Consider the following 23815-nt stretch of genomic DNA (forward strand, 5'->3'; position numbering starts at 1 on the left):
AAACACCTCTTATTAGAAGTTACAATGTAACTCATTGGGTGTCTAGCAAACTGTGGGAAGTCCAATGAGTATTGCCTTAGCTTGTCGTACTTTCATGATAAGTGAAACATGCTATCGCTATACGCCAAAACTGTCTGATGAAAATAAGGAAGTTGCAGCATTGCTCTTGGATTTAATCCAATGTCAGTGTAATTGGGGATTTGGTTTATGTTTTTATACTTGCGCAATGTTAAAGGCTACACATTGAATCATAAGCGCGTTTGTCATTTTACCGTGAGCTTCAGTTGAATTTGCGAATAAAGCCTAGAAAATGCCTAATAAGGGAGAAGCCTGAACTATTGGCAGTACCTGATGGCATTAACGAATGTTGCTCAATGGATTTTATGCACGACACAGGCTCAATAATCAAGTTTCAATTTGACGAATAAATGGGAATGAGATTCGAGCTTTAAATATATCCATCGCTAGTTAACTAAACAGCCCTAACAATGCATTTCGACTATTTTTTTGCCCTAAGTCATTTATAGTCGTTAGTCCAACTAATTATTATAGTGAAAACGAGACGTAGTATTTATAACTATTAATGAGTTAAGGCTATCTAAATCAGAAAGTTCAGCTGAAAGTGAATAGCAAACGCCGCTCACCGGATAAATTACAAGTGTAGCGAGTAATTTATCCGGTAATCTCCCCATTTTTAGTGGAGTGACTCGTTAAGTGCTTTGCTGCAATAAGAGAGAGCTTTCACTAAGAAACTCGTCCACTTTTTCGGAAATACGCTCGCATCTATTTAGTTTCTCATCGATATCTTTATCAAGACTCTCTAATATGAATTTAGATTCTTGAGCCTTAATAGCACCTAGTATATCCATGTTATCAATTAAGTATGCGACCAATGACATTGCGATGGCGGTTAGCGAACCTATAATTACTGCTGTCGCAATAGGAGCAAATGGCGCAAGAAGTGGCACGCCTAGTATTAGTTTTTCAATAATCTCTTCAAGCGCTACACCTGCAACAACAACACCGCCAGCGGCAATTAGTCTCATTGCTTCATGCATTGTTTCGGTAAAACTCATATTAGTAGGGGGAAAAAGAATAAGTTTAAGTGCTTTTAACAGAGAAAATACACCTTCTCTAATCATCCTAACAAATCGTTTTGCTGTAGTTACAAACATATTTACAAGTGTTGTAATTAGATTTGATATGAAACCTGATATAAATCCATCGGAAAAACCTTCTATCGCTTCTTTCCATTTATCCGCAACGTTTCGGCCAATGCGAATTAAACGAGATTTTATGTCCTTATATAAGCTATCACCCTCAAGCCCATTAGTGTATGCGTCTTTTATTTCCAACATTGCATTTGAGAAAAACTCTACCAACAAACAACCAAATGCTTGCTGAACTCCCATTTTCATGCCTTCATTGGCACCTGTACTCAGAGTGGATTTAACAAACTTTTTGCTAGTATAATAATCTTTGTTGATTTTCGCGTCGTATTCATGTCTTGCATTTTCATCTATCTGGCGCATTCGATCCGCATCGACGGCATCATGCTCATGAAGCCTCTCAAGCTCTCGGCTTTCTTTGCTTGTAAGCTGCTGCTTTCTTGTGAGCTCTTCAATGCGCGCTTTCCGCTCAGGAGCTGTGCGCTCGAGTTTACTCAGGAACTCATTAGATGTTAGCGCCCCCTTTCCACTCTTATTATTGATGTGCTCAGATGTGGAGTTTAGATTAGACTCTGAATTTGCGGCACTCGGACCATCCACTTCAGCCAATATGCGACCAGCATCATTATGTACTTCATTTGCGGAAATGGTGTGGTCAAGTTGCCTATTTGAATTGCCATCAATCACATTGCCTGTATAGGAATCGCTAAGTGTCCCCTCGCTCTGTAACTTGGAGTCCTCTTTATTTTTGTTCTTATAGTCCTTGTGTCCATGATAATCACTAGAATTGTAATCGCCGCGCTCATCATAACGCTGCTTTTCCTCGGTGGTTGCATAGATCCCTTCTCGTGCATTATGGACTGTATCAACATTCCCACCAGTTTTGTCATAAGCACTTATTATTTTTCCAAGTCCAAATGGGCCTGCAATCGATGATATAACGCCGCGTTTCGTCTCATCTATAAGCTGCTCCAATTTATCTTTATGGAATGAGGCTTTAAGCTCAGAAAGCAAAGACTCTATCTCTGCGGAATTTGTCTGCAAAGATATGTTATTATCAGTTGAATAGTTAAGGATTTTTAGTCTGTTGTTATCCACACCCTTGTTAAGAAGTTTAACAACTTGATCTTGGTCAGTAACGCCACGAACAAACGGCAGAGACTGATTCTTCTTTATTATTTCTTTCCTTTTTTTGAAACGATCAATTCTGCTGCTCATTATTTATTAATCCTTGTCTTATGCTGCTTTAAGCTGGTTCCAAGCTTGAACAAAAACCTCTTCCTCTGGCTTTATACCATCTATTTCCATGACAAATCTGATTAATTCCTCATAGACATCTAAAGGCATACCTGAAGTTTTTGCCAGCAAAAATGCTTCTTCAACACTAGGTGGGTTATCATAAATGCTTTGAATTCTTTCTTTTACATCCGAAGGAATACTTTGAGCCATCATTCCCTTAACAAACTCACCAATCTCTTCCCTTTCATTGTCAGAAAAATCACCATCGCACGCTGCACAAGCAACTCCGACTGCCTCCATTGCAATAATGGATTTGAAATGTTCATCATGAGATTTAAGCTTCTCAAGTGCCTGAGAAAGCTTACTTGCAAGCTTTTCCATTTTGATTGCATACTCAGCTAACGCTTCAGCTCTTCCTTCCTCCTTTAGCTGTTTTTTCTCATTTTCTTCACTATCTGCCATAGCAGCGCCAACTACACCTCCCACTGTTCCTGCGCCCACGGCAGCAGCAACAGTTCCTGCCCCCGCTAGTGAAGCAATAACAGATGCCCCTCCCAATAATGAACCGCCTCCCGTAAAAGGCGCAGCAGCAACAGCACCAACACCAACCGCAGCACCAGCTAAAATTTTACCCCACATATAAATTTCCTTTTTAGATTTATTTAAAGCTTACGATTTTTAATTTAGGCAGCTAACATTCAATAGTGCGCAAATCACACATAATTTGTACCATGAAACTGCTGAGTTCTCTAATTACTACGTTTTATCAAATAAACCTACCTATTGCTAGCTAACAAAATATTTTTAGCTTAGTAGAGTTGATTTCCCTTTAATATGCGCAAATTGCTCATTTTCCTGAATATAGGGAAAGTTGTAGATTCTAAATATAAAAGCTACACCAAAAGGAAATATTCAATGCCCGCGGCTCGTTTAAAGCAGTCTTTTAAAGCAATTACGTTAACCCTCTTTGGGGTAGACATGTTCTACGATTGAATGTTCGTTTATGGCTGTAAGTTCACCTGCTTAAAGCCGCGACACAGTAATATATTGCATAGCTATTCAAGTTAATGCTCTATTTTGTTCGCGAAAAGTAAAGGTAGTCCTTAAAAAACCTTGGTAATGGCGTACAAGAAACTAGTCTAAATATATTAATAAGTACTGCTTAGTTAAAATTTTTGAAATTAGTTATTTGCCCAAGCTAGTTGATATATACCTCCATAAACTGACAATTTACAAATAAGTAAATAGCATGAGCTTTATGGCTATGTAGCTCAACTAGTTCTAAGCGAGTATTTTGGTTTTCTGGAATTGAGTTCCAAACTTTGTTAGAAATAGTAATTATCGAGTCCATAGAGGATTTCGGAAAAGAATATATGATTGAACGCTGTTTTGATTTTGCATCATATTTGAATCGCACTTTGTTTATAAAATTGTATGTACCTAGGAATTGGAGTGAGTTTCCTTGCTTTCTGACATCAAATACTATTGAACCAGTACCTTTACTATCTATTTGATAGTTAAATCCATTCATATCAAGATGCATTTTTTGGAGCCTAACTTTGAGTAAATCAAATTCCTTCTTACTTAGCTCTTTTGAGGTTTTTTGCTTAGCACCTCGTTTTTCTTTTCCAAAAATGAAATCCGAGATAATATCGAACATCCCGCGAGAATCGTGTTTACCAGCAGTAAAGGTATCATCCTCTATGACAAAATAAGGTTTATCAATTAGGCCTAATTTAGAAAGAGCGACTTCTCCGTAAACGCGATAATAATTACCGAGTCCGCTTTTGTAAGATGCACCTATATCAGAGTGCGCCCCTGGTAAAGCTATATGAATCATTCTTTCAGAAGTATATATTTCAGGGGAGGGACAGTGATTGACATCGAGCATTTGTAAGCTCCCAGGCATGGGCGGAAAATCGATATCAAAATCCCTAATAACAGGAAATAATCTTCTCAATTCATCTTTTGCAATGAAGTGTAATAAAAAATCTGTGGAAGGTGCTATTTCTAATTGCAGCTCATCCTCCACACTTGTTGCAACAGTATCATATAGTATTCCAATAGTACGGACTAACGGAGCCTCTTGTATATTTCTATCTAAATATAAACTTGTTTGAAACTTATTACCAACAGTGTTCATAAAGTGTCTGGCAATTGCAGCTCCGCGACTAAAACCAATTGTAATGACTCGAACTTCAGTATTTGAGCTGTGATCGATGCTTCTCTTTAAATATTTTTCGAAGTCTCTTAGTGCCTTCTTTGCTATACTTTTACAACTATAACATTGGGCTGAATCTAGCTTGCGTGGAAAGAAATTTTTTTGTGTACCTGGACCTTTGTAATATTGTCCGTTATAACCATGAGCTTTAGTAAGAAGGTTGAAGAGATGGGCAACAACTGTTTGTCTAGAATTACCGTCAATGTTATCCTTATCATTTCCGGTACCATCAAAGGCAATTACATAATATTTAATCTGTTTGTCATATGTTTCGGAAACCCAACGAGGAATTTGAAGGTATAATGCTGTATTTCTAACCTGTTTTCGCTCTTCAAAAGTTACGGGTAAAGGAGTGTCTCCTGAAAACATACTAGTGCAAGAAGGTAATGTTAATATAAATATAAGTAGGAGAAGTGATTTTCTCGTTAATAAGTGCATTTTTAATTAGACAATAAAGTTAAGATTAGGGCGCGAAAAACATAACAAGTATGCGCTATTATTACTACTTTATTCCAATTAAATTAACAGTATTACCTTTATGAATTCAGCTATCACCATATTGCTGCATATTTAGCACTACAAATTTCGCCTGCGTAGTGCCCTCAACATTTGTGCAAATGTCACTCTACCAAATTGAGTTCAGCTTTTTCGTAGACTTTTATGTATACGTAATTTTGGAGATTCGTTTGAAGCAGGAGTGAGATTAGACAGGAAGTTTGGTAACTACGATGGAAGAAGCGAGGATGTATTCGAATCAACAAAAGGCGGAGGTTTCATAATCATTGTTCTGTCTGCATTTTTTGGCTCATTCTTTGGGCTTCAATATGCGCTAATAAAAGCAACAGAGTTTTTATCTTAAATCTTAATTGACCTCCAAATTTCGCTTCTCGCTCTAAGCGACTTCTCACCTCTAGCTCTGCTCCATAACTCTATGTACAAATTAAAAACGGACTGCTTGAATTCACAGCGTTTAAATGCCGTTAAAGATATTTTAATGTTCATATTGAAATAACCATTCGGGTTACCTCGCTCTAGCTTTATATAAAATATAAAATATAAAATATAAAAGTTAAATTTTGATTGCAGATACCAAGCATTCCCGAAGTTTCTTCACTTGTAATTCAACCTTCTTATCTTCAAGCATTAATATATTCAACCGTCCTACCGTTTTGGATATTGCTGAGAAATGGTGGACATTGAAAACATCCGCTAGTGCCTGCAAATTTAACCCTGTTAAATCTTGGCATAACTTCATAGCAAACCAGCGTGGTAAGTTTTTTTCTTTTCGACCCTTTTTAACCATTAAGATATCATCAATTTCAACACTGAAGTATGTGGCAAGATAAACAATTACATCACCTGGTGAATGCTTTTTAGTAACAAACTTACTTTTGCTGTTAGATGTTGTAATGTAGTCCTTTATACTTTCAATAAAATCCTGACTGCCCAATACTGACGATAAAGGTTTAGTATTATAAAAATCACTTATTTCTTTAGTGTTTCCCAATCCGACAAATTGCTTATAAGCTGCATATTTAGACCTTTTACCTTGCAGCAAGAATATAAAGTCTCGAACGAGCCATTTGGGCATTTCTGCTTTTTTGATGAACGAATGATAGCTAGACCATTCATACTCAGCAAGGTCACATGCTAGCGGTGTGTTTGTTTCGATTGGGTTACGATGAATATAACGGCTCACATGCAATAAGTAGTTTTCAGCATCCACCAATACCGCGGTATACCTCCCTCTAAACAGTGCACCATCTGTATTATATTTTCGATTAAAGTATTGAGTATAAAGGGCCATTAATATGCTTCATGGCTCTGCCTAAATTAGCATCGGGAGTTTTTATTAGCAGATGGTAATGATTGGTCATTAAACAATATGCGTGCACCTCTATATTAAAACGATAGCTCGCTTTCTCAATACAAGATAAAAAATACTTAAAGTCCTTATCACTCAAAAAAGTACTTTCCCCCCCTCTCCCGCGATTCGTTACATGATGAAACGCATTCTCATATTCTATTCGCAGTGGCCTAGGCATAGCTATTTACTCAATAAGCAGAAAAATATAAGTCTAAATTATTGATGTCTGAAATCAAGGTTTGACCCCAGCAGGGGCGAGCTATATTTTCCCGCTATTCAACAGTTATATGATAATTTTTCACAAGAAAACTGTGTATATTTTGTGTATTTTTGTGAAAAAGCAGTGAAAACATAAAATGTACAATTAAGCCAAACAGCCCGTATTTACTGGTGTGTAGAGCTTGTGTATTTTGTAGAGTGTTATAGAGGGTTGTAGATGTGAAAAAACCGCTGAAAGCTACGTATTTAATAGCTTTCAGCGGTTTTAAAGTGGTGGAGCTGGGGGGATTTGAACCCCCGTCCGAAAAGCCTCGACCGTCGGTACTACATGTTTAGTATTGTCATTTAATTAACCTTTAAGTCCCGGACAAACACGGTAAGTAAAGGCGAGGCCGCTTGGTTTTAACGCTTCAACCCCGGCCAGGGTTTCCGTCGCGATCAGGTGTTAGGGTGACACTCCAAAATCTAGTCCACAAGAATACATAGAAGGAGCGCTAGCCAGCCTAAGCTGCTAGAGAGTAGTTATCGTCGTTTGCGATTACTTTAGATTGCGGCTTTTTTACGAGGCAAACCGCACCTCGACATGCACCTTGGGCTTCTTGAATTCCGTCGAATCCTAATCAGCCCCTGAATTAGTAAACTCATTCAGAGCGTGCAAGCAGTATAACTGAGTAAAGTACTGATACTCAAGGGCTAGCGTTGCTTTATTTTATTTATGTGTGTCGACTGCGCATTAAACACCCAACCTGATAGCTTTCAATAAATTTGCCATAAACATTTGCTTAACAAAACGTTTAACTTGTGCTCAAATAGGAAGTTAGGTTTTTTGCGTAAGCTAAAACTTTAGTTGTAATAAATAAAAAATAATAACAGGCATAATTTGTAGGGAATTAATAAATGTCGGTTTTTTCATTAGATAAAAATAATGGGTGTGTATCTTTACTAAAACACCCTATTGATAGTGGCTTCCCTGTTACAAGTACTCAACTAGTTGAGATGTTGGAGCAATCTGAATTTAGTGAATACGAAACAATTTCAGCTAATATCGGTAAACTTTTTGCGCCTACTAAAAACTATCAAGAAGTATCTCTTATTGTTGCTAAAGCAGTTGATGCATCAATTATTATTAATGTTGATGAAAAAAATATGGTTGCAGAGGCAACAATTACAACGGCAAAGGGAGGTGCATTATTTTCTATGGAAGGTGCACAAAAAGCACTTGCTAAAGCAGGTGTAAAAAAAGGTATTAGCCCTCGTGCGCTTGATACCTTTTTAGGCCAACAATTTGAGCAGCCTTCAGGCACTTCATATAGCGCTATTATTGCCCACGGCCGTAACCCTAAAGAAGGGAGCGATGCCAAGTTTGTGCGTTTATGCTCTACCGCTCAAGATAGAGTACTAAGCCCACAAGCGAAAGAAGGCGGCAAGGTTGATATGAAGAACCTTGGTGCAATTATCACAGTAAAACCTGGTACGCCATTAATGCAGCGCGTTGCCGCTACCCCTGGTGAAGATGGCTATACGGTTTTTGGCGACATAATTGCTGCAAAACCAGGTAAAGAGCATCAGTTACAGCCTTTTGAAGGCACTAAAATTGACCCAAAAAATCCAAATATGCTCATTGCAGATTGTAAAGGTGTACCCGTTGCTTTGCCCCGTGGTATGCGTGTTGATGATGTTTTATGCTTTGATAACGTTGATGTAAGCACCGGCCATGTTGACTTTGACGGCAGTGTGATTATAAGCGGTGATATTAAAGATGGTATGCATGTAAAAGCCAATGGCGATATTACTGTACTTGGCTTTGTTGAGTCGGGCACAGTTCAGAGCAATAGTGCCGTTACAATAATGCTGGGAGCTATTGGTCGTAAACGTGAAAACGATGACGATTTTACCTGCAATATAACGGCAACTCGTACTATTTCAATTGGCTACGCCCAATACTGCCATATAAAAACAGAACAAGATTTATTTATTGAACGCCAAGCACTTCACTGTAATTTAAGTGCAAGGCGATTAATACGCGTAGGTAAAGCTGGCAACCCTCGAGGGAAGATAATCGGTGGCAGTATTTTAGATGCCATGCGAATTGAAACGGGAGAGCTTGGAGCACCTGCGGGCACTAAAACACGTGTTTTTTTGGCGCAAAACTGGTTTGAATTACGTGAAAAGCAGTCGCAAATTACTGACTTTGAAAAGTTGCTTGCAACTAAAATAACAGCTTTGCAAAAGGCACGAGAGAAAGCGAGTAAAATGCCAGCGGCAGATCAACGCCAGCTTTTTTTAGACAAAATAATCATTAATGAACAGCAAATAAAAACGCGTTCTGCTCATGTTCAGCGCCAAAAATTATTGGTTAAAAGAAAAATCACACAATTGTTGGCAGCAAGTCGTTTAAAAGTAAATGAAATAATGCATCCAGGTGTGGAGCTCAAAATAGCAAAAGATTCAAAACAGTTTTCGCGTATTTACCCGCCCCATTTGGTTAAACTCACTGAGGGTAAAATTACTCAGTCGTTTTAGCTTCTTCGCCATCTGAAGTGCTATCTTGTGCGTCACTTTCTGGAAGTGGCGCAAGCGGCCAGCCACCTAATTGCTGCCACCTATTAACGATTAAACAATAAAGCTCTGCGGTGCGCTCTGTATCGTAAAGTGCTGAATGCGCTTGGCTATTATCAAATTCAATTCCTGCGGCCCTACAAGCTTTAGCAAGAACTGTTTGCCCAAGCGCTAAGCCTGCTAGTGAGGTTGTATCAAAGCTTACAAATGGGTGAAACGGCGTACGTTTAATATTATTACGCTCAATGGCTGCATTTAAAAAGCCATGATCGAATGCAGCATTATGTGCTACAACAACCGAGCGCTGGCACCCGGCAGCCTTTTGAGCTTTGCGAACCACTTTACAAATTTCTTTAATTGCTTCTTCTTCTGGTACTGCGCCTCGCAGCGGGCTAAAAGGGTCAATTCCGTTAAAGTCGATAGCGGCTTGCTCTATATTCGCGCCTTCAAAAGGCTGCACATGAAAATGCACGGTATGATCTATGCTGAGCAACCCTTCGTCATCCATTTTTAATACAGACACTGCTATTTCTAACAGGGCATCTGTTTGCTTGTTAAAACCTGCGGTTTCAACATCAATTACAACAGGAAAAAATCCACGAAAGCGTTTTGCGAAAAGTGTTTGCTCAGTATTTGCCATAGTCTTCTTGGTTTATGGGTGTAAGCTGACTATTATGTCAAAATTGATGCCCTCTAGGCTAGGGGGTTCAAGGATTTATTGCTTTATAATTGTAGGCACATAACTTGCTTTACCTAAGCTGTTAAGTTTGTTTGCTAGAAACTCACCTTTTAAGCAGTTAATTTGCCAAACTTTTGGCATACCAGAGTTGGAGAACGTCCATGAAGTGTAAGTTGTTATTTATTAGCCTTAGCGTAAGTGCTCTAGTGAGCGCTGCTCATTCGCACGCAGCTATGCGCCAATATACTGCAACCCAAGATAACTCCAATTGGGAAGTTGTAAAAACAACACGCTTACAATGTCAGCTAAATCATGAGGTTCCTTATTACGGTGAAGCTATATTTAAAGCCTCTGCAAGCAAAAACAAAAAACTAACCTTTAACTTGGATATGGTAGTACGCCCTGAAAACTATTCAATTGCTGGGCTAAAAGCAGTGCCGCCAACATGGCGAGCAGGCATGCCCGCTCGTGATATAGCGAACATGAAACTACTAAAAAAGTTTGACGGTGAACTAGGCAATAAAACAGCTTGGGAGATGTTAACTGAGCTTGAAAAAGGCTACTACCCCACCTTTTATTATCAAGACTGGCAAAATTCTGCCGATAAAATTGCCGTTGGTATGTCGAGCGTAAATTTTAAACAAGCTTATTGGGCGTTTTTGCAATGCCGCGATGAGTTACTTCCTTACAGTTTTGAAGACATTTCGTTTACGGTGATGAACTATCAATCTAACAGCAGTAAATTAACTAAATCATCTCAACAACGTTTAGATAAAATAGCTGAATACCTAAAAAATGATGTGAGTATTGAATCTATAAGTATCGACTCGTATACAGATAGCTACGGTGGTCGCTGGAATAACTTAGACCTTTCTCGCAAACGCGCTAAAGCAATAAAAGATTACATGGTAAGCCTAGGCGTTGACGAAGCAAAAGTACAAACAACGGGTTTAGGTGAAAAACGCTTTGTTGATACCAATGACAATATTTTAGGGCGCGACAAAAACCGTCGTTTAATAATTCAAATAGAAAAAATGTAGTTAAAACTTTCTAGCTCGCTTAAGATATTTATCGCCAAATTGAAAAAAGCCTAGGCTAATTAAAATAATAACAGCCCCTATAATTAACTCTTGGCTAAGTGGCTCATTGTTAAGCCATGCCCCTAGTGTTAGCGCAAAACTAGGGGTTATAAGCGTTGTAAGTGCAACGGTGCTAGCATTTAAATTTTGTAACACATGAAAATACGCAAGTGCCCCCACTAAAGAACCAAATAGTCCTAAATAACCAATTGCCCATAATGATTTTGCACTCCAGTTTTGTACATGCAGCTCACCATCTAATAGCCACCACGCAATAAAAAAGAGTGGAGTTACAAAGACCAACGCACCAAATGTGGTTGCCATTGGATGAATAGCTATTTGCACTCGCTTGATCATCACGCCGCTTAAACTAAAAAAGCACACAGCCATAAATACATATAGCAGTCCTAAGCCTTGGGTTTGTGAGTTTTGTACTTGGTTATAACTTACAAAATACAAACCTATTAATGCGCATGCTAAAGCAATAAGCTTTATAGGGCTAAACTTTGGTTCGTTAAGTAATTGCTGCGCAAGTAATCCAGACAATATAGGCGCTAAGCCAAACATGAGCGAAATAATACCCGAAGGCACGGTTTTAGCAGCCATATAGCTCAGTAACATACCGCCAAAAATACCAATACTTGAATAAAAGTAGAGTAAGCAGGCTTTTTTACTCCATGGCACTCTTATATTAGTAATCGCGACAATTAAGCCACCTAAAAGCAGCCCCACCAACATACGCATTAAAACAGCAAGCGTTGGCGACACACTTTCGCTACTCCAAACAATACCAAGTGGTGTAGTAGACCAAATGAGAACCATAAAAAAATACGATACTTTTACCGGCACATGCCAATCCTTAGCGTTTAATAACGCAATACAACGTACATAAAATTATACCCTCACCACCCTATTTTAATACTTTTAAATGCATACAAGTGCTTAATAAATACAGTTGTAAATTGAGAGTTACATTTAAATATGGCCCATTTATTACAAAACTATTTGAGATTTAAGTAACTAGTTATATGGTGCATAAATATTAATAATAATTAAGGTAATTAAGTGCTTAAAAATAAAACAATAGGCAGCATGTTAATTGTTGCGGGCACCACTATTGGCGCAGGAATGCTTGCCCTACCAATCGCATCAGCAGGGCTTGGCTTTAGTACTGCGCTTGCATTAATTGTAGGTAGTTGGTTATTAATGACCTACACAGCATTACTTATGCTAGAACTACATCAATATGCACCCCGTGATGCCACATTAAATACACTTGCTAAATTGTGGTTAGGTAAACGAGGGCAATACGTCGCTAACTTCTCAATGATATTTTTATTTTATGCTTTGTGTGCAGCGTATATAGCAGGTGGGGGTGCGCAGCTTCAAGCACGAATAAATATAGGCTTTGATGTAGATATTGCACCGCAGCTAGGCTCTGTGATCCTTGCTGTAATTATTGCAAGTGTTGTTACCCTAGGCACAAGTAAAGTTGATAAATTAAACCAAGTGTTATTTACAATTAAAATTATTGTATTGGCTAGCTTGTTTTATATGCTCACTCCTTATGTTCAAAGTAAACATTTATTAGAAATGCCTGTAGAGCAAGGTCTAATACTTTCTGCTATTCCGGTTATTTTTACATCTTTTGGCTTTCATGGATCTATTCCCTCTATTGTTAAATATGTAGGGCTTGAAATAAAATCCCTTAAAAAAGTAATGATTGCAGGTGCAGCTTTGCCTCTGGTTATTTATATTTTTTGGCAGTTATTGAGCCAAGGTATTATGAGCCAAAGCGATTTACTTAATAGTGAAGGCTTAAATGGGTTTGTAAGTAGCGTAGCTAATATTGCGCATAATCCAAATGTTTCAACCGCTGTTAAACTATTTGCGGATCTTGCACTTGCCACATCGTTTTTAGGCGTTAGCTTAGGCTTATTCGACTTTTTTGCAGACACGTTTAAAAAAGGTGATAACAAAACAGACCGCATCAAAACAGCCTTAATAACATTTATACCTCCTTTAGGATTTGCGCTATTTTATCCGCAAGGCTTTATTATGGCATTAGGCTACGCAGCCATAGCATTGGTCGTGTTAGCTATATTTTTACCTGTTGCTATGGTTTACAAGCAGCGGAAAACCTCAAATAAACAGGGTTATAAAGTAAGTACTGGTAACACTGGGCTATTAATTGCTGGGTTATGTGGTGTGCTAATAATTACTGCGCAATTTATGCAAATGGCTGGGGTTATACCTGCCATTGGTTAATGCGTACTTCTGTAAACTTAAATTTAGTTAATAAAAAACCGCACACCATTATTGATGGTGTGCGGTTTTTTTATGTTAACTACGTTTATTTACAAACGTCAGCTACTGCATTTGCAAAGTATTCAATATTCGAATCGCTAATACCCGCTACGTTTACACGGCTAGAACCAACAATGTAGATACCGTACTCTTTTTGCAAGCGAGCAATTTGCTCTTTATTAATACCCAAGAAAGAAAACATACCATGTTGGCGCTCAATAAATGAGAAGTCTTGAGCAATATCTTTTGCTGCTAAGCTTTCTTTAATTAGGCTACGTAAACCATTAATACGCGTACGCATTTCATCAAGCTCTGAGTGCCACATTTGCGTAAGTTCGGTGCTGCTTAAAATAGTATTTACAATATCTGCACCATGCGCTGGCGGCATTGAATATATACTACGTACTACACTTAACATTACAGAGTTAGATATATCTGCTGTAGCGCTATCTTTAGCAATTAGTGAACATGCACCAATACGCTCACGGTAAAGACCAAAGTTTTTAGAGCAAGAAGAACAAATAATGAGCTCTTCTACTGCATCAGCTAAAATACGTAATCCACGAGCATCTTCTTCAAGAGAAGATCCAAAACCTTGATACGCAATATCTACAAGTGGTGTAAAGCCAACTTCTTTAGCAAGCTCAGCAACTGTATTCCACTGAGTTTCGTTTAAATCCATACCACTTGGGTTATGACAACATGCATGAACTAAAACTACATCACCTTTAGGCACTTTTTTAAGCGTGTCGATCATCTCATCAAATAATAAATCTTTGTTTTCGTAATCGTAGTATGGGTACTCTTTAACAGTAAGGCCTGCCGCTTCAAATAAGCTGATGTGGTTTGCCCAAGTAGGGTTAGTTACCCAAACAGTTGCACCAGCGTTACAACGCTTAATAAATTCAGCTGCTACACGAAGTGCGCCTGTACCGCCAGGTGCTTGTGCTGTACGCACACGATTAGCAAGTAAAGCTTGGTGCTCACCTAATAATAACTGTTCCATTTTTTGACAGTAATCTAGGTTACCCGCTAAACCAATGTAAGATTTGCTTGTTTCGTTGTCTAAACGAAACGCTTCAGCTTTTTTCACCGCTTTAAGTACCGGTGTGTTGCCTTGCTCATCTTTGTAGACACCTACGCCTAAATCAATTTTATTAGGGTTTGTATCTTGTTTATAGGCCGCCATAAGGCCAAGAATAGGATCTGTTGGTAATGGTTTTAATACTGAGAACATTGGCTATCTCTTATCGTTATTTAGGGGTTAGCTGTTAGGCTTAGCTTAACATAAAAGCACATCACGTTGACCAGTGTTATTTACACTAGAAAGTGAGGAATTTTAATACAACATGCAATTAAAATGGCAAGTGTCTTTTCATCAAAAAAATCATTGCTAAAGGCTTCTGCATCTACAATACCTACACATTCATTTTGAGAGTTAAAAAGTGGTAGGCAGGTTTCAGATTTAACTTTAGGATCGCATGTATAGTACTCACCACCTTGAGATAAGTAGTTTTCAACATTATTAATAATGCGACCTTTTTGAGAAAGCGCAACTTGTACATTGTTGCTACCTGCTGCAAAAGCTTCTGTAAGCGGAAATAAAGGGCGACTTGGCGCACCATGATAAGCAAGCTTAAGTAGTTGCTTACCTTCATTGGTATTTGTTGCCTGATAAATGCCGTACCAATCTACTTTAGTTTGTTGCTCTATATAATTAACAATAGCTTGTAACTGAGCAAGCTTTTGTTCGGTCTGTGAATTGTTTTCAATATAGTCAGTAAGTTTGAATAGCTCGTCTTGTAAATAACCAAATAAGCTACATGCACCACCCTCGCCTAACTCAGGAATTTGATATTCCCAACAAACCTTAGTGTTAGGGCTGTTAGCAAGGTATAGCTCAAGCTTTTCAAGCTCAGCTGAAATTAAGTTTTGATCAACACTTAGCTGTGCTTGTGTTAGGTAAGAAGAAATCATTTGGCCATCCATACATCTAAAGTTTCGAAGATAATAACATGGATATTTTTACAGAGCTAGCTCAACTTGTAGCACATTTCAACTTGATTTCCGCTGGCATTGTAAGTAACTTTTTCGGCAATTTCTTCTAATAATGAAAGGCCCCGGCCAAACTCGTTATTAACTAAGGTAGGTTCACTAGCTCCTGGTTTATTACTAAACCCTCGCCCTGAGTCACAAATAATAAAATATAAACACAGCGTATCGGGGCAATAACGCATATCAATAATAATCATTGCACCTGTAAGGTTAGCTAAGGCAGCTTCTCTTAATTCGTAATACCGAAAAAAGCCATCTTCTTGTTTTTTAATCTCTGAATCGAGACCTAATACACCATGATCTAACGCATTGTTATAAGCCTCAGAAAGCAGCAAAAATATATTGGAACGATGGGCTTTTAGTCCTTCAACGCTACTTAAAATATTTACAACATCGTATACAGGATCTGTTTTTTTTATTTGCTGTGAGTTTAAGCTCAAGGATAAGTTAAATGCTAAAGTAGAAAACGCTTCGCGTTCTTGCTCCTGTGGTATTAAAGGAAGGCAGTTAAGTAATACAATACTTAAATCATCTTGTTGCTCGCTACCGTTCGCAAACTTACTTACACTTTGTATTATGTCTTCACTGCTTATCATTGGCTTAGCTTTTAAGGTCTGTAAAAAGCGCTCTTCACCAAAAAAGGCATCACTATGATTTGCTGTTTCAATAATACCGTCTGTTGCTAACACTAAGCGCGTTGATGGGTCCGCCTCAAAGTGTATAACCTCATATTCAAATTCTTGCTCATCTAATATGCCTAGTGCCATATGTTGAGACTCAAGTGTTTGCTTAACGTTTCCGTTATTATCTATTAAGTAAGCATCAGGTAGGCCGCCAAGCCAAGCTGACACACTTTTACCAGATGCACTTAGCTCAATAATATTAGCTGCGCAAAACATATGACCTGGGAGTAAGTTATATAGTAATAGGTTTAATTCACACGCAATGTCGTTAACTGCCATACCTTTTTGCACCATAGTGTAAAACACGCGTGAAACAGGTAATGCGCCTATAGCTGCAGCTAAGCCATGCCCAGTAAAATCACCCAGCATGCAGTACAAATTCCCTATTGGGCTTTGTGCAACCAAAAATACGTCGCCATTAAACATGGATGCCGGTGATAAATTAAAATCGAGGTATTCTTTAAACTTCCCCTGGTTTTCCAGGGAGTTACTAAAAATATGCTCGATAATCTCATGTTCACGTTCAATTTGATTGTGATGATATTCTAATAATTTTTTTTGCTGATTGGCTTTTTTACTTAGCTCTCTGGTGCGGCTGTGAGCCTTAATTTTTGCGTGTAAAATAACTTTTTCAAATGGTTTATGAATAAAGTCATCGCCGCCTACGGCTAAACAGCGCTCAAAACTGGCCTGATCTTCTAAAGAGGTAATAAAAATAATAGGTAGGTAAACTTCGCTGTTTAACTGCTTTATTTTTTCAGCAGCTTCAAAGCCATCCATTACAGGCATTAAAACATCAAGTAAAACAATGTCTATCTCTTCTCGTTTAAGTACATTAAGCGCATCGAGGCCATTATAAGCAAACGATATTTTGTAACCTTCTTGCTCAAGCATTTTACTTAATAAAATACGGTTGAGCGCTTGGTCATCTACAATCAGCACATGCATCATTAGCTAATATCAAACTTTTTATCAAAACGAGAGATTTGTAATATTTTTCTTAGTTGTGGTTGGCAGTTGCTAATTTCGATTGTTTTTACTTGTCCCTCAATGGTTTTTTTCATATTGAGCAACATGCCAAGTGCAGAGCTGTCCATATAGTCGGTTTCTCGTAAATCGATAATAACTTTAACCGTTTTATCGCTCATTTGTGCATAGGCTTGGCGAAAAGATTGCACTAAATTAAAATCAAACTTGCCCTTAATTTGTATTGTTAAAGTAGTGCCATCGACCGATTCGTTCTTTGTTAAACTCATAATAAACTCCAATAATATTTCCTTTGAACTAAATATAACCTGTTAAAAGTATTTAGCAAAAAGAAAAACACACAACAGCAAATTTGCTATCATTTATGCCAATATTTATTTCATTTTATCTATTAAAGGTAAGTTATGAGTGATAGTCACTTAGTATATTCAACAAGCACAGGTCGAATTGACCAACCAAAACCTGAAAAAGAGCTAGATACTAAACTTTTTAAAGATGGCTCTGTACGTATAGAACGTCAAACAAAAGGGCGTAAAGGCAAAGGTGTCATGTTAGTGGTAGGTATTGACCCAAAAGAACACGATTTAAAAAAGTTAGCTAAAACCATTAAAAGCAAAATGGGCCAAGGCGGCGCAGTTAAAGAAGGTATTATTGAAGTACAAGGCGATGACCGAGATAAGCTAAAAGCTATTTTAGAAGGGTTAAAGTTTAAAGTTAAAATTGCGGGTGGTTAACCCGCAATTTATTAGTTAGCCAAGCTCAGGTTTAACTATTTAACCTTATTACTTTTATAGCTACAAACTTTAGTAAATTCAGTGCAGTTAGCACTGGAAATAGCAGCTGAGATAGATGGCTAGTTAGTTACTTCACTTATTGAAAGCTCATTTAATTTTTCATATAAATTAGGTAAGTCGTACTCAGGTATTGGCGGGCTATAATAATATCCTTGCACAATAAAGCAGTTGTTATTTTGTAGAAACTGCATTTGCTCTATCGTCTCAACGCCTTCAGCAACAACATCTAGTTTTAACTTTTGCGCCATAGCAATAATAGCCGCAGTGATTTCCATATCATTTGTGTCATCTGGGATGTCTTTTACAAATGAACGGTCAATTTTGAGTATATCTACAGGGAAACGCTTTAAATAACTAAGTGATGAATAACCCGTACCAAAGTCATCAATAGAGATAGAAATACCTAATGCTTTAAGTTCGTGCAATTGCGTAATAGCCGCTTCAACATTGCCCATAAGCATGCTTTCGGTCAACTCTAAATGCAGGCGTTTTGCAGATACGCCTGAGCGAATTATCATTTTGCTCAATGTAGGAACCAAGTTTGAATCTTTAAACTGACGAGCCGATAAGTTAATTGAAATATTATTTTCAAGCCCCTGCTCACTTAGCCTAACAGCAAAGTCACAAGACTCCTGTAGCACCCACTCGCCTAACTCAACGATTAAGCCTGTAGCCTCTGCGATTGGAATAAATTTATCTGGCGGAATTAATCCCTCAGTTGGGTGGAACCATCTTAATAATGCTTCATAGCCAATAACTTTTTGATTTCGGCTGTCTACCTGTGGCTGGTAGTAAACTACAAATTGCTTTTCTTTTAACGCTATACGTAATTCGTTTTCTATGAATAAGCGCTCATTAGCCGCAGCGTTTAACTCTTGGCTATAAAAGTGGTATGTGTTACGCCCTTTCGCTTTAGCCTCGTACATAGCTAAGTCAGCGTGCTTTAATAACTGATCTTCCTCTAAGCTATCGTACGGAGCCATAGTAATACCAATACTAGCGCTAACTATTACTTCGTTGTTACCAAGCTTAATAGGTATATTAAGTGTTTTTTGAATCGTATTTGCTACGTCACTTGCATGCTCTTGGCTTTCAATGCCACTGAGTAATACAGCAAACTCATCACCACCTAAACGGGCAATAGTGTCTTCTGCCCTTAAGCGTTTTTTAAGCCTATTAGCAACTTCAATTAACAGCTGATCACCTGCATCATGGCCAAGCGTATCGTTAATTCGTTTAAATTCATCTAAATCAAAGTAAAATAGTGCAAATGCATAGTGCCCGCGCTCAGCAAGCGCCATTGATTTACGTAATTGCATTCTAAAAAAGGTTCTGTTTGCAAGGCCGGTTAAAGTATCAAAATAAGCAAGCTGCTCCATTTTTCGTTGGCTTTCTTTAACAAACGAAATATCTTGTGCTGATGCTACATAGCTTGTTATTTCTCCGCCGTCTTCGCGAATTGGCGATACACTCAAAGATACCCAAATAGGTTCTTTGTTTAAGCCCTGAATTAGGGTATCTCCGCGCCAGTAATTGCGGCTGCGTAAATCAATGTTTATATCATCAACTAAAATAGCCATCTCAGAGGCAATAATGCTCAGTAAAGGCGCTCGATTGAAGTGGCTCTCTGGGTAGCCGGTCATTTCAAGCATTTTAGGGTTTACATACTCAATAACAAAATTTGCATCGGTTATAACCACACCAGTACCAGAGAACGCCACAGCTTTAGATAGGCGGTTTGCCGCTTTTTCTGCTATTTCTTTCTCTGTAATTCGCTGATTCAAGCCATCAATAAGTTTACGTATTTCAACAGTCATGTCTCTAAATGAGCCATTGAGTGTACCAATTTCGTCTTTATTTTCTGGCGGGAACTCAGTTAATAGCTGACCTTTACCAAAGCCTGTTACTGCATGTACAAGCGTATGAATTCTACGTAAAACTAACTGATATAACGCTTGATGTAATAGCAACGCCACTAAAACAGCATAAAGGATAAATAAACCAAAAAATTTGAGCTTTAAATCTTGCAACGCAGAGAGCGTTGACGAGCGCTTTTTATACACGCCGATATACCAATCTAAATCGTCAATTTTTCTAATATTAATAATGTGAGCTTCATCATTCTTTTTAAACGAGTTGGCGTATTCGGGTAATTTAACTCTTATTACATCATCAATAATCGATTGTAGCTCTGGGTTTACCAGCTCATTAGTGCTTAGTCCTTTGTTTTCACCAGCGTAATCTGCTAATAATGCAGGGTTTAAGTTAGGGTGCGCTAATAACTGCCCTTTGCTATTAAATACAAGCAAGTGCTTTTCTTTATCGCCTACCGGTAAAAAAGAAATTAATTTATTTAAAGCAATATCACTGCCCGTTACGCCTAAAAATTCGTTGTTTACATAAACAGGCACTAACAAGCTTATTACCCATTTATGCCATACCTTGTCGTAGTATACTTTTGACCAAGCAGGGCTTCGCTCAGTACCTAATTTACTTTTAATATATTTATAAGTAGAGCCATTTGTAACACTAAAATCAGCAGGTGCATTGAGTGCCCAATTAGGCGGAGATACACGAATAAAGTCATCATTTGTTATAAGGTAAAAGTTGAAAAAGTCATGTACAAGCGTTGGAGAAATAATACGCCAAAGCGTCTCTGAGTCATTAAATAGGCGTTTATAAAAAGGCGAGTAATTTTGCTGAGGTAAAAATGCAGCAGATAGGCCATCAGCTGAAGCACTTCTGATCGTACCATCACTATTAAATTGTAGTTGCGATTTATTTTTTAAGTTAACAGATGAGTTTTCCTGAAAAAGCTGTTCAGTCACTACATTATTAGCTTGTTGGGCAATGTTTAATTTTGTTTGAATGCGTTCGTTAAACTGCTTAACCAATAAGTCTGTTGAGCTTTTTAAAACTTCATGCTCTTCAAAAACAAGCTGTTTTTCTTCTGACTTAAGCATTAAGGCAGCCGCACATACTCCTGCTATTAAACAAATAGCCGATATAAGCAGTGACAGTTTTACACTTAAAGAATTTAATCCAAAACGCGATGGCGGGCGTCTGTAAACCACGGGTCAACCTTAATTATTAATAATTGTTATTATTTGAACCAGTTAACGAAATATACCAGATCCACATTCATATTTATAAATTATTTGTGAACTTTTGATAAAAACCAATTTTGAGTAAATAAAATACACTCTGATGCGATTTAGAGGCTTATCTTTATTGACATTACTGGCAACTCTCCATACATTACCTACATGAACATATTTATCTCTCGCGCTTTTTTTTCTTTTTTTAGCTTCTTTATATAGAAGAGGCTTCCCTGTTTGTGAGATAAAATCAATCGAATAGTAAAGCCTCCCAACTGGGAGGCTTTTTTGTTTTTGCTGTTAAATAACAGCGTATTTTTGGAATGAGGAAACCAAAATGACAAACGATGTGTTAAACACACTCAGACACGACATTAATGAAATAGACTCTGACTTACTCGTGTTATTAGCAAAACGTCGCCGCATTAGCCATGGCGTAGTCGAATACAAAATTGCTAACAATAAGCCTATACGCGATGAAGCCCGCGAGCTCGCCCTATTAGAGAAGCTAATTGGTTATGGTAAGTCACTTGGTTTAGATGCTTATTACGTAAACAATGTTTTTCAGACCATTTTGGAAGACTCAGTATTACATCAGCAAGCAATGCTACAAAAAAACTTAAACCCAGATGCACTTAGCGAAACTCATCGTGTTACTTATCTTGGTGGCCAAGGCTCATACAGCCAGCTTGCTTGTCATAAATACTTTAGTCGCCGCCCAGGAAAACTAATTGAAATTGGCTGTACTTCGTTTGATGAAATCACCGGTAAAGTAGAAAACGGTCAAGCCGACTTTGGTTTACTGCCAATTGAAAATACAAGCTCTGGTAGTATTAATGAAGTATTTGACTTGCTACAACATGCCCAAGTGTCTATCGTGGGTGAAGTTACACACAGTGTAGAGCACTGCTTACTTGCCAACCCTGAGACTGAGTTAAGCCAGTTGACAAAAATATTTGCTCACCCTCAACCGTTTGCTCAGTGCAGTCGCTTTTTGCAAGGCTTAGGTGATTTACAACATGAAACATGTGACTCAACATCAAGCGCACTACAATCGGCGTTAAATACACCAAATAGTGCAGCCATTGGCTCAGCACAAGCTGGTAAAAATGTTGGTCTTGAGGTAATTAAGTCAAACCTTGCCAACCAAAGCGAAAACCACAGCCGCTTTATTGTTGTGGCGCGCAAACCTTTGCAAGTGTCTAACCAGATCCCAACTAAAACAAGCTTAATAATGTCAACTAAGCAACAAGCAGGTTCACTTGCTGATGCTTTAATGGTTTTTAAACAGCATCAAATTAACTTAGTAAAACTTGAATCGCGTCCTACTCCAGGCAATCCGTGGGAAGAAGTGTTTTATGTTGATTTAGAAGCAAACTTAGCTGATAGCCAAGTAAAAGAAGCGCTAGAAGAACTTAAAGAATACACACAGTATGTACGTGTTTTAGGATGCTATCAAAGCGAGACATTACAAGCAGTTAGTGTTAACACTTAACCTCTCGTTTTATAACTAAAAAAGGGCCTCAACTGGCCCTTTTTAGTTCATACAGTCAAATTATAAAGGTTAGTCGAGTACTTTAGCGTCATTCGCTTTATTTAATAAGCTTCGGCTTTGAGTTAAAAAATGTGCCGTAGAATCTGAAAAATAAGATTTTGCATCAGCAAATGCATCTATAAGCGCAGTTTTATCGCCCGCCTTTAACTTTTCAAGCGTTTCAGCGAAAGTATCCTGATACTGTGCTAACAAGCTTTCTACGTCATCAAATTGCGCTAACATAATATCTGAGTAAAGCTCCGGTGATTGCGCAAACAAGCGGCCCACCATCATCAGCTCCAATTGGTATATAGGCGATGAGCAACTACGTAGCTCTTCAAGTGTATGGCTTTGCTTAGCTAAAAACTGCCCATAGACAAATGTTGTTAAATGACGCATAACTTGAATAATTTGCATTGCTTCATCGTGCTTTTTAGCATCAAGTTCAACCAGCTGGCATCCCCATACTTGTAGTTGTTGTAATAACCCTTGAGCAGCTAAATGATCCCTCCCCTCACATACAACAACGGTTTGTTTAACCCAGTGAGAAATATCAGGTCCAAACATTGGGTGTAAACCAACTACCGGTCCACTATGCGCCGCTTTTAATGCTTTAATAGGTGATTGCTTCACCGACGTTATATCTACAAGCAAGCAGTCATCATCAAGTTTAGGCAATTTAGCGACTACGGAATCTAGTGCATTAATCGGCACACTCACCATTACGAGTTTGGCACCTTTTAAAATACTTTGTGCCTCGTCTTGCTGATCTTTATCTAAGATTTTAACGTCGTAGTCAGAGCGAATAAACTGCTGCGCAAATAACTGCCCCATTGCGCCTTGGCCACCTACAATAACAATAGGTGAAAGCTGTGGCGCAGCACAAGCAAGTTTTGCCTGCTGATTTTGATAAGCCTCGCGCATCATACGCCTCAGTATATCTTCAACGAGATCAGGGCTTACATTTTGCTTGATAGCTTCTTGTCGTCTTGCTGCTAGCAGTGCGGCTTCGCGTTCAGGGGCATGTAAGGGCGCACCTGTTTGCTGTTTTACTTCGCCAATTTTTTGCGTAATGCTGTTACGTTTAGCTAGTAAAGCAACCAGCTGTGCGTCGCACTCGTCTATACCATCTCTTAACTGTGCTAAATCGCTAATGTCTGCCACGTTCATTTCACCTTAAAGCCAATATCGTAAATTTAAATTTACAAAAAAGTAAACTAATCAATACGATAAATACTAACAGGATCGCTTAACTGAGAAAAGGCTAATACTAAAATTTTACTGCGGCAGGGAGCCAATAATAAAGGTGAACGGTGAACGGTGAA

The 23815-nt window shown here is 38.2% G+C and carries 18 protein-coding genes, 1 other RNA gene, 1 pseudogene and 1 other annotated feature; of the genes and pseudogenes, 6 read left to right on the plus strand and 14 right to left on the minus strand.

Going from position 1 to position 23815, the window contains the following annotated elements; translation table 11 throughout:
- Nucleotides 1-64 precede the first annotated feature (64 nt).
- A pseudogene (locus CWC11_RS23360) lies at nucleotides 65-392 on the plus strand (IS3 family transposase); the annotation flags it as partial.
- 318 nt (nucleotides 393-710) lie between these two features.
- Here the strand turns inward: CWC11_RS23360 and CWC11_RS15430 are convergent.
- From CWC11_RS15430 to ssrA, 6 genes are all read right to left on the minus strand, one after another.
- Nucleotides 711-2387, minus strand: a complete 1677-nt coding sequence (locus CWC11_RS15430; RefSeq protein WP_138683419.1) for a lactate permease — start codon at nucleotides 2385-2387, stop codon at nucleotides 711-713.
- Nucleotides 2388-2405: 18 nt separating this feature from the next.
- Nucleotides 2406-3047: a hypothetical protein gene (locus CWC11_RS15435; RefSeq protein ID WP_138683420.1), complete on the minus strand. Its 642-nt coding sequence runs from the start codon at nucleotides 3045-3047 to the stop codon at nucleotides 2406-2408.
- Between the two features lie 559 nt (nucleotides 3048-3606).
- Nucleotides 3607-4998, minus strand: a complete 1392-nt coding sequence (locus tag CWC11_RS15440) for a phospholipase effector Tle1 domain-containing protein (RefSeq protein ID WP_171038436.1) — start codon at nucleotides 4996-4998, stop codon at nucleotides 3607-3609.
- Between the two features lie 700 nt (nucleotides 4999-5698).
- On the minus strand, nucleotides 5699-6436 hold the full coding sequence (locus tag CWC11_RS15445; protein ID WP_249330748.1) for a hypothetical protein: 738 nt from the start codon (nucleotides 6434-6436) through the stop codon (nucleotides 5699-5701).
- Nucleotides 6411-6674, minus strand: a complete 264-nt coding sequence (locus CWC11_RS23365) for a transposase (protein WP_249330749.1) — start codon at nucleotides 6672-6674, stop codon at nucleotides 6411-6413. Before CWC11_RS23365 ends, CWC11_RS15445 begins: the two co-directional genes overlap by 26 nt.
- Before the next feature lie 312 nt (nucleotides 6675-6986).
- Nucleotides 6987-7343: a transfer-messenger RNA gene (gene ssrA / locus CWC11_RS15450) on the minus strand.
- Nucleotides 7344-7612: 269 nt separating this feature from the next.
- Between ssrA and CWC11_RS15455 the strand changes: the two genes are divergently transcribed.
- Nucleotides 7613-9238: a flagellar assembly protein A gene (locus CWC11_RS15455; protein ID WP_138683422.1), complete on the plus strand. Its 1626-nt coding sequence runs from the start codon at nucleotides 7613-7615 to the stop codon at nucleotides 9236-9238.
- Here CWC11_RS15455 and rnt read toward each other — a convergent pair.
- Nucleotides 9222-9914 (minus strand): ribonuclease T, encoded by a 693-nt coding sequence (rnt, locus tag CWC11_RS15460; protein ID WP_058548492.1) that lies wholly within the window; start codon nucleotides 9912-9914, stop codon nucleotides 9222-9224. The two genes, CWC11_RS15455 and rnt, sit on opposite strands and share 17 nt — an antisense overlap.
- A gap of 200 nt (nucleotides 9915-10114) precedes the next feature.
- Between rnt and CWC11_RS15465 the strand changes: the two genes are divergently transcribed.
- The gene (locus tag CWC11_RS15465; protein ID WP_138683423.1) at nucleotides 10115-10993 is read left to right on the plus strand and encodes a flagellar protein MotY; all 879 of its coding nucleotides are present in this window, start codon (nucleotides 10115-10117) and stop codon (nucleotides 10991-10993) included.
- Here the strand turns inward: CWC11_RS15465 and CWC11_RS15470 are convergent, their stop codons facing one another.
- Entirely contained in the window at nucleotides 10994-11881 is an 888-nt protein-coding gene (locus tag CWC11_RS15470; RefSeq protein WP_138683424.1) for a DMT family transporter, read from the minus strand.
- 216 nt (nucleotides 11882-12097) lie between these two features.
- Between CWC11_RS15470 and tyrP the strand changes: the two genes are divergently transcribed.
- Nucleotides 12098-13300 (plus strand): tyrosine transporter TyrP, encoded by a 1203-nt coding sequence (gene tyrP / locus CWC11_RS15475; protein WP_138683425.1) that lies wholly within the window; start codon nucleotides 12098-12100, stop codon nucleotides 13298-13300.
- Nucleotides 13301-13385: 85 nt separating this feature from the next.
- Here the strand turns inward: tyrP and CWC11_RS15480 are convergent, their stop codons facing one another.
- The 4 genes from CWC11_RS15480 to CWC11_RS15495 form a co-directional block, all read right to left on the minus strand.
- Nucleotides 13386-14576 (minus strand): amino acid aminotransferase, encoded by a 1191-nt coding sequence (locus tag CWC11_RS15480; RefSeq protein ID WP_138683426.1) that lies wholly within the window; start codon nucleotides 14574-14576, stop codon nucleotides 13386-13388.
- 80 nt (nucleotides 14577-14656) lie between these two features.
- Nucleotides 14657-15316 (minus strand): GAF domain-containing protein, encoded by a 660-nt coding sequence (locus CWC11_RS15485; RefSeq protein WP_138683427.1) that lies wholly within the window; start codon nucleotides 15314-15316, stop codon nucleotides 14657-14659.
- Between the two features lie 56 nt (nucleotides 15317-15372).
- Nucleotides 15373-17028, minus strand: a complete 1656-nt coding sequence (locus CWC11_RS15490) for a fused response regulator/phosphatase (protein ID WP_058548497.1) — start codon at nucleotides 17026-17028, stop codon at nucleotides 15373-15375.
- The gene (locus tag CWC11_RS15495) at nucleotides 17028-17333 is read right to left on the minus strand and encodes an STAS domain-containing protein (protein WP_058548726.1); all 306 of its coding nucleotides are present in this window, start codon (nucleotides 17331-17333) and stop codon (nucleotides 17028-17030) included. The genes CWC11_RS15490 and CWC11_RS15495 overlap by 1 nt, the downstream gene beginning before the upstream one ends.
- Nucleotides 17334-17468: 135 nt before the next feature.
- Here CWC11_RS15495 and CWC11_RS15500 point away from each other — a divergent pair, with 135 nt between their 5' ends.
- Complete coding sequence (locus CWC11_RS15500; RefSeq protein WP_058548498.1) at nucleotides 17469-17798, plus strand: SUI1 family translation initiation factor; 330 nt, start codon at nucleotides 17469-17471, stop codon at nucleotides 17796-17798.
- A 119-nt stretch (nucleotides 17799-17917) separates the two neighbouring features.
- Here the strand turns inward: CWC11_RS15500 and CWC11_RS15505 are convergent, their stop codons facing one another.
- Nucleotides 17918-20932, minus strand: coding sequence for a bifunctional diguanylate cyclase/phosphodiesterase (locus CWC11_RS15505; protein ID WP_138683428.1), 3015 nt, complete (start codon nucleotides 20930-20932; stop codon nucleotides 17918-17920).
- A gap of 199 nt (nucleotides 20933-21131) precedes the next feature.
- Nucleotides 21132-21249, plus strand: a sequence feature (Phe leader region).
- A gap of 44 nt (nucleotides 21250-21293) precedes the next feature.
- Here CWC11_RS15505 and CWC11_RS15510 point away from each other — a divergent pair.
- On the plus strand, nucleotides 21294-22451 hold the full coding sequence (locus CWC11_RS15510) for a chorismate mutase (protein WP_138683429.1): 1158 nt from the start codon (nucleotides 21294-21296) through the stop codon (nucleotides 22449-22451).
- Nucleotides 22452-22520: 69 nt separating this feature from the next.
- Here the strand turns inward: CWC11_RS15510 and tyrA are convergent, their stop codons facing one another.
- On the minus strand, nucleotides 22521-23654 hold the full coding sequence (tyrA, locus tag CWC11_RS15515) for a bifunctional chorismate mutase/prephenate dehydrogenase (protein WP_138683430.1): 1134 nt from the start codon (nucleotides 23652-23654) through the stop codon (nucleotides 22521-22523).
- Nucleotides 23655-23815: the final 161 nt, after the last annotated feature.

This window comes from Pseudoalteromonas sp. S3178 (genome assembly GCF_005886985.1).
GTDB lineage: Bacteria > Pseudomonadota > Gammaproteobacteria > Enterobacterales > Alteromonadaceae > Pseudoalteromonas > Pseudoalteromonas carrageenovora.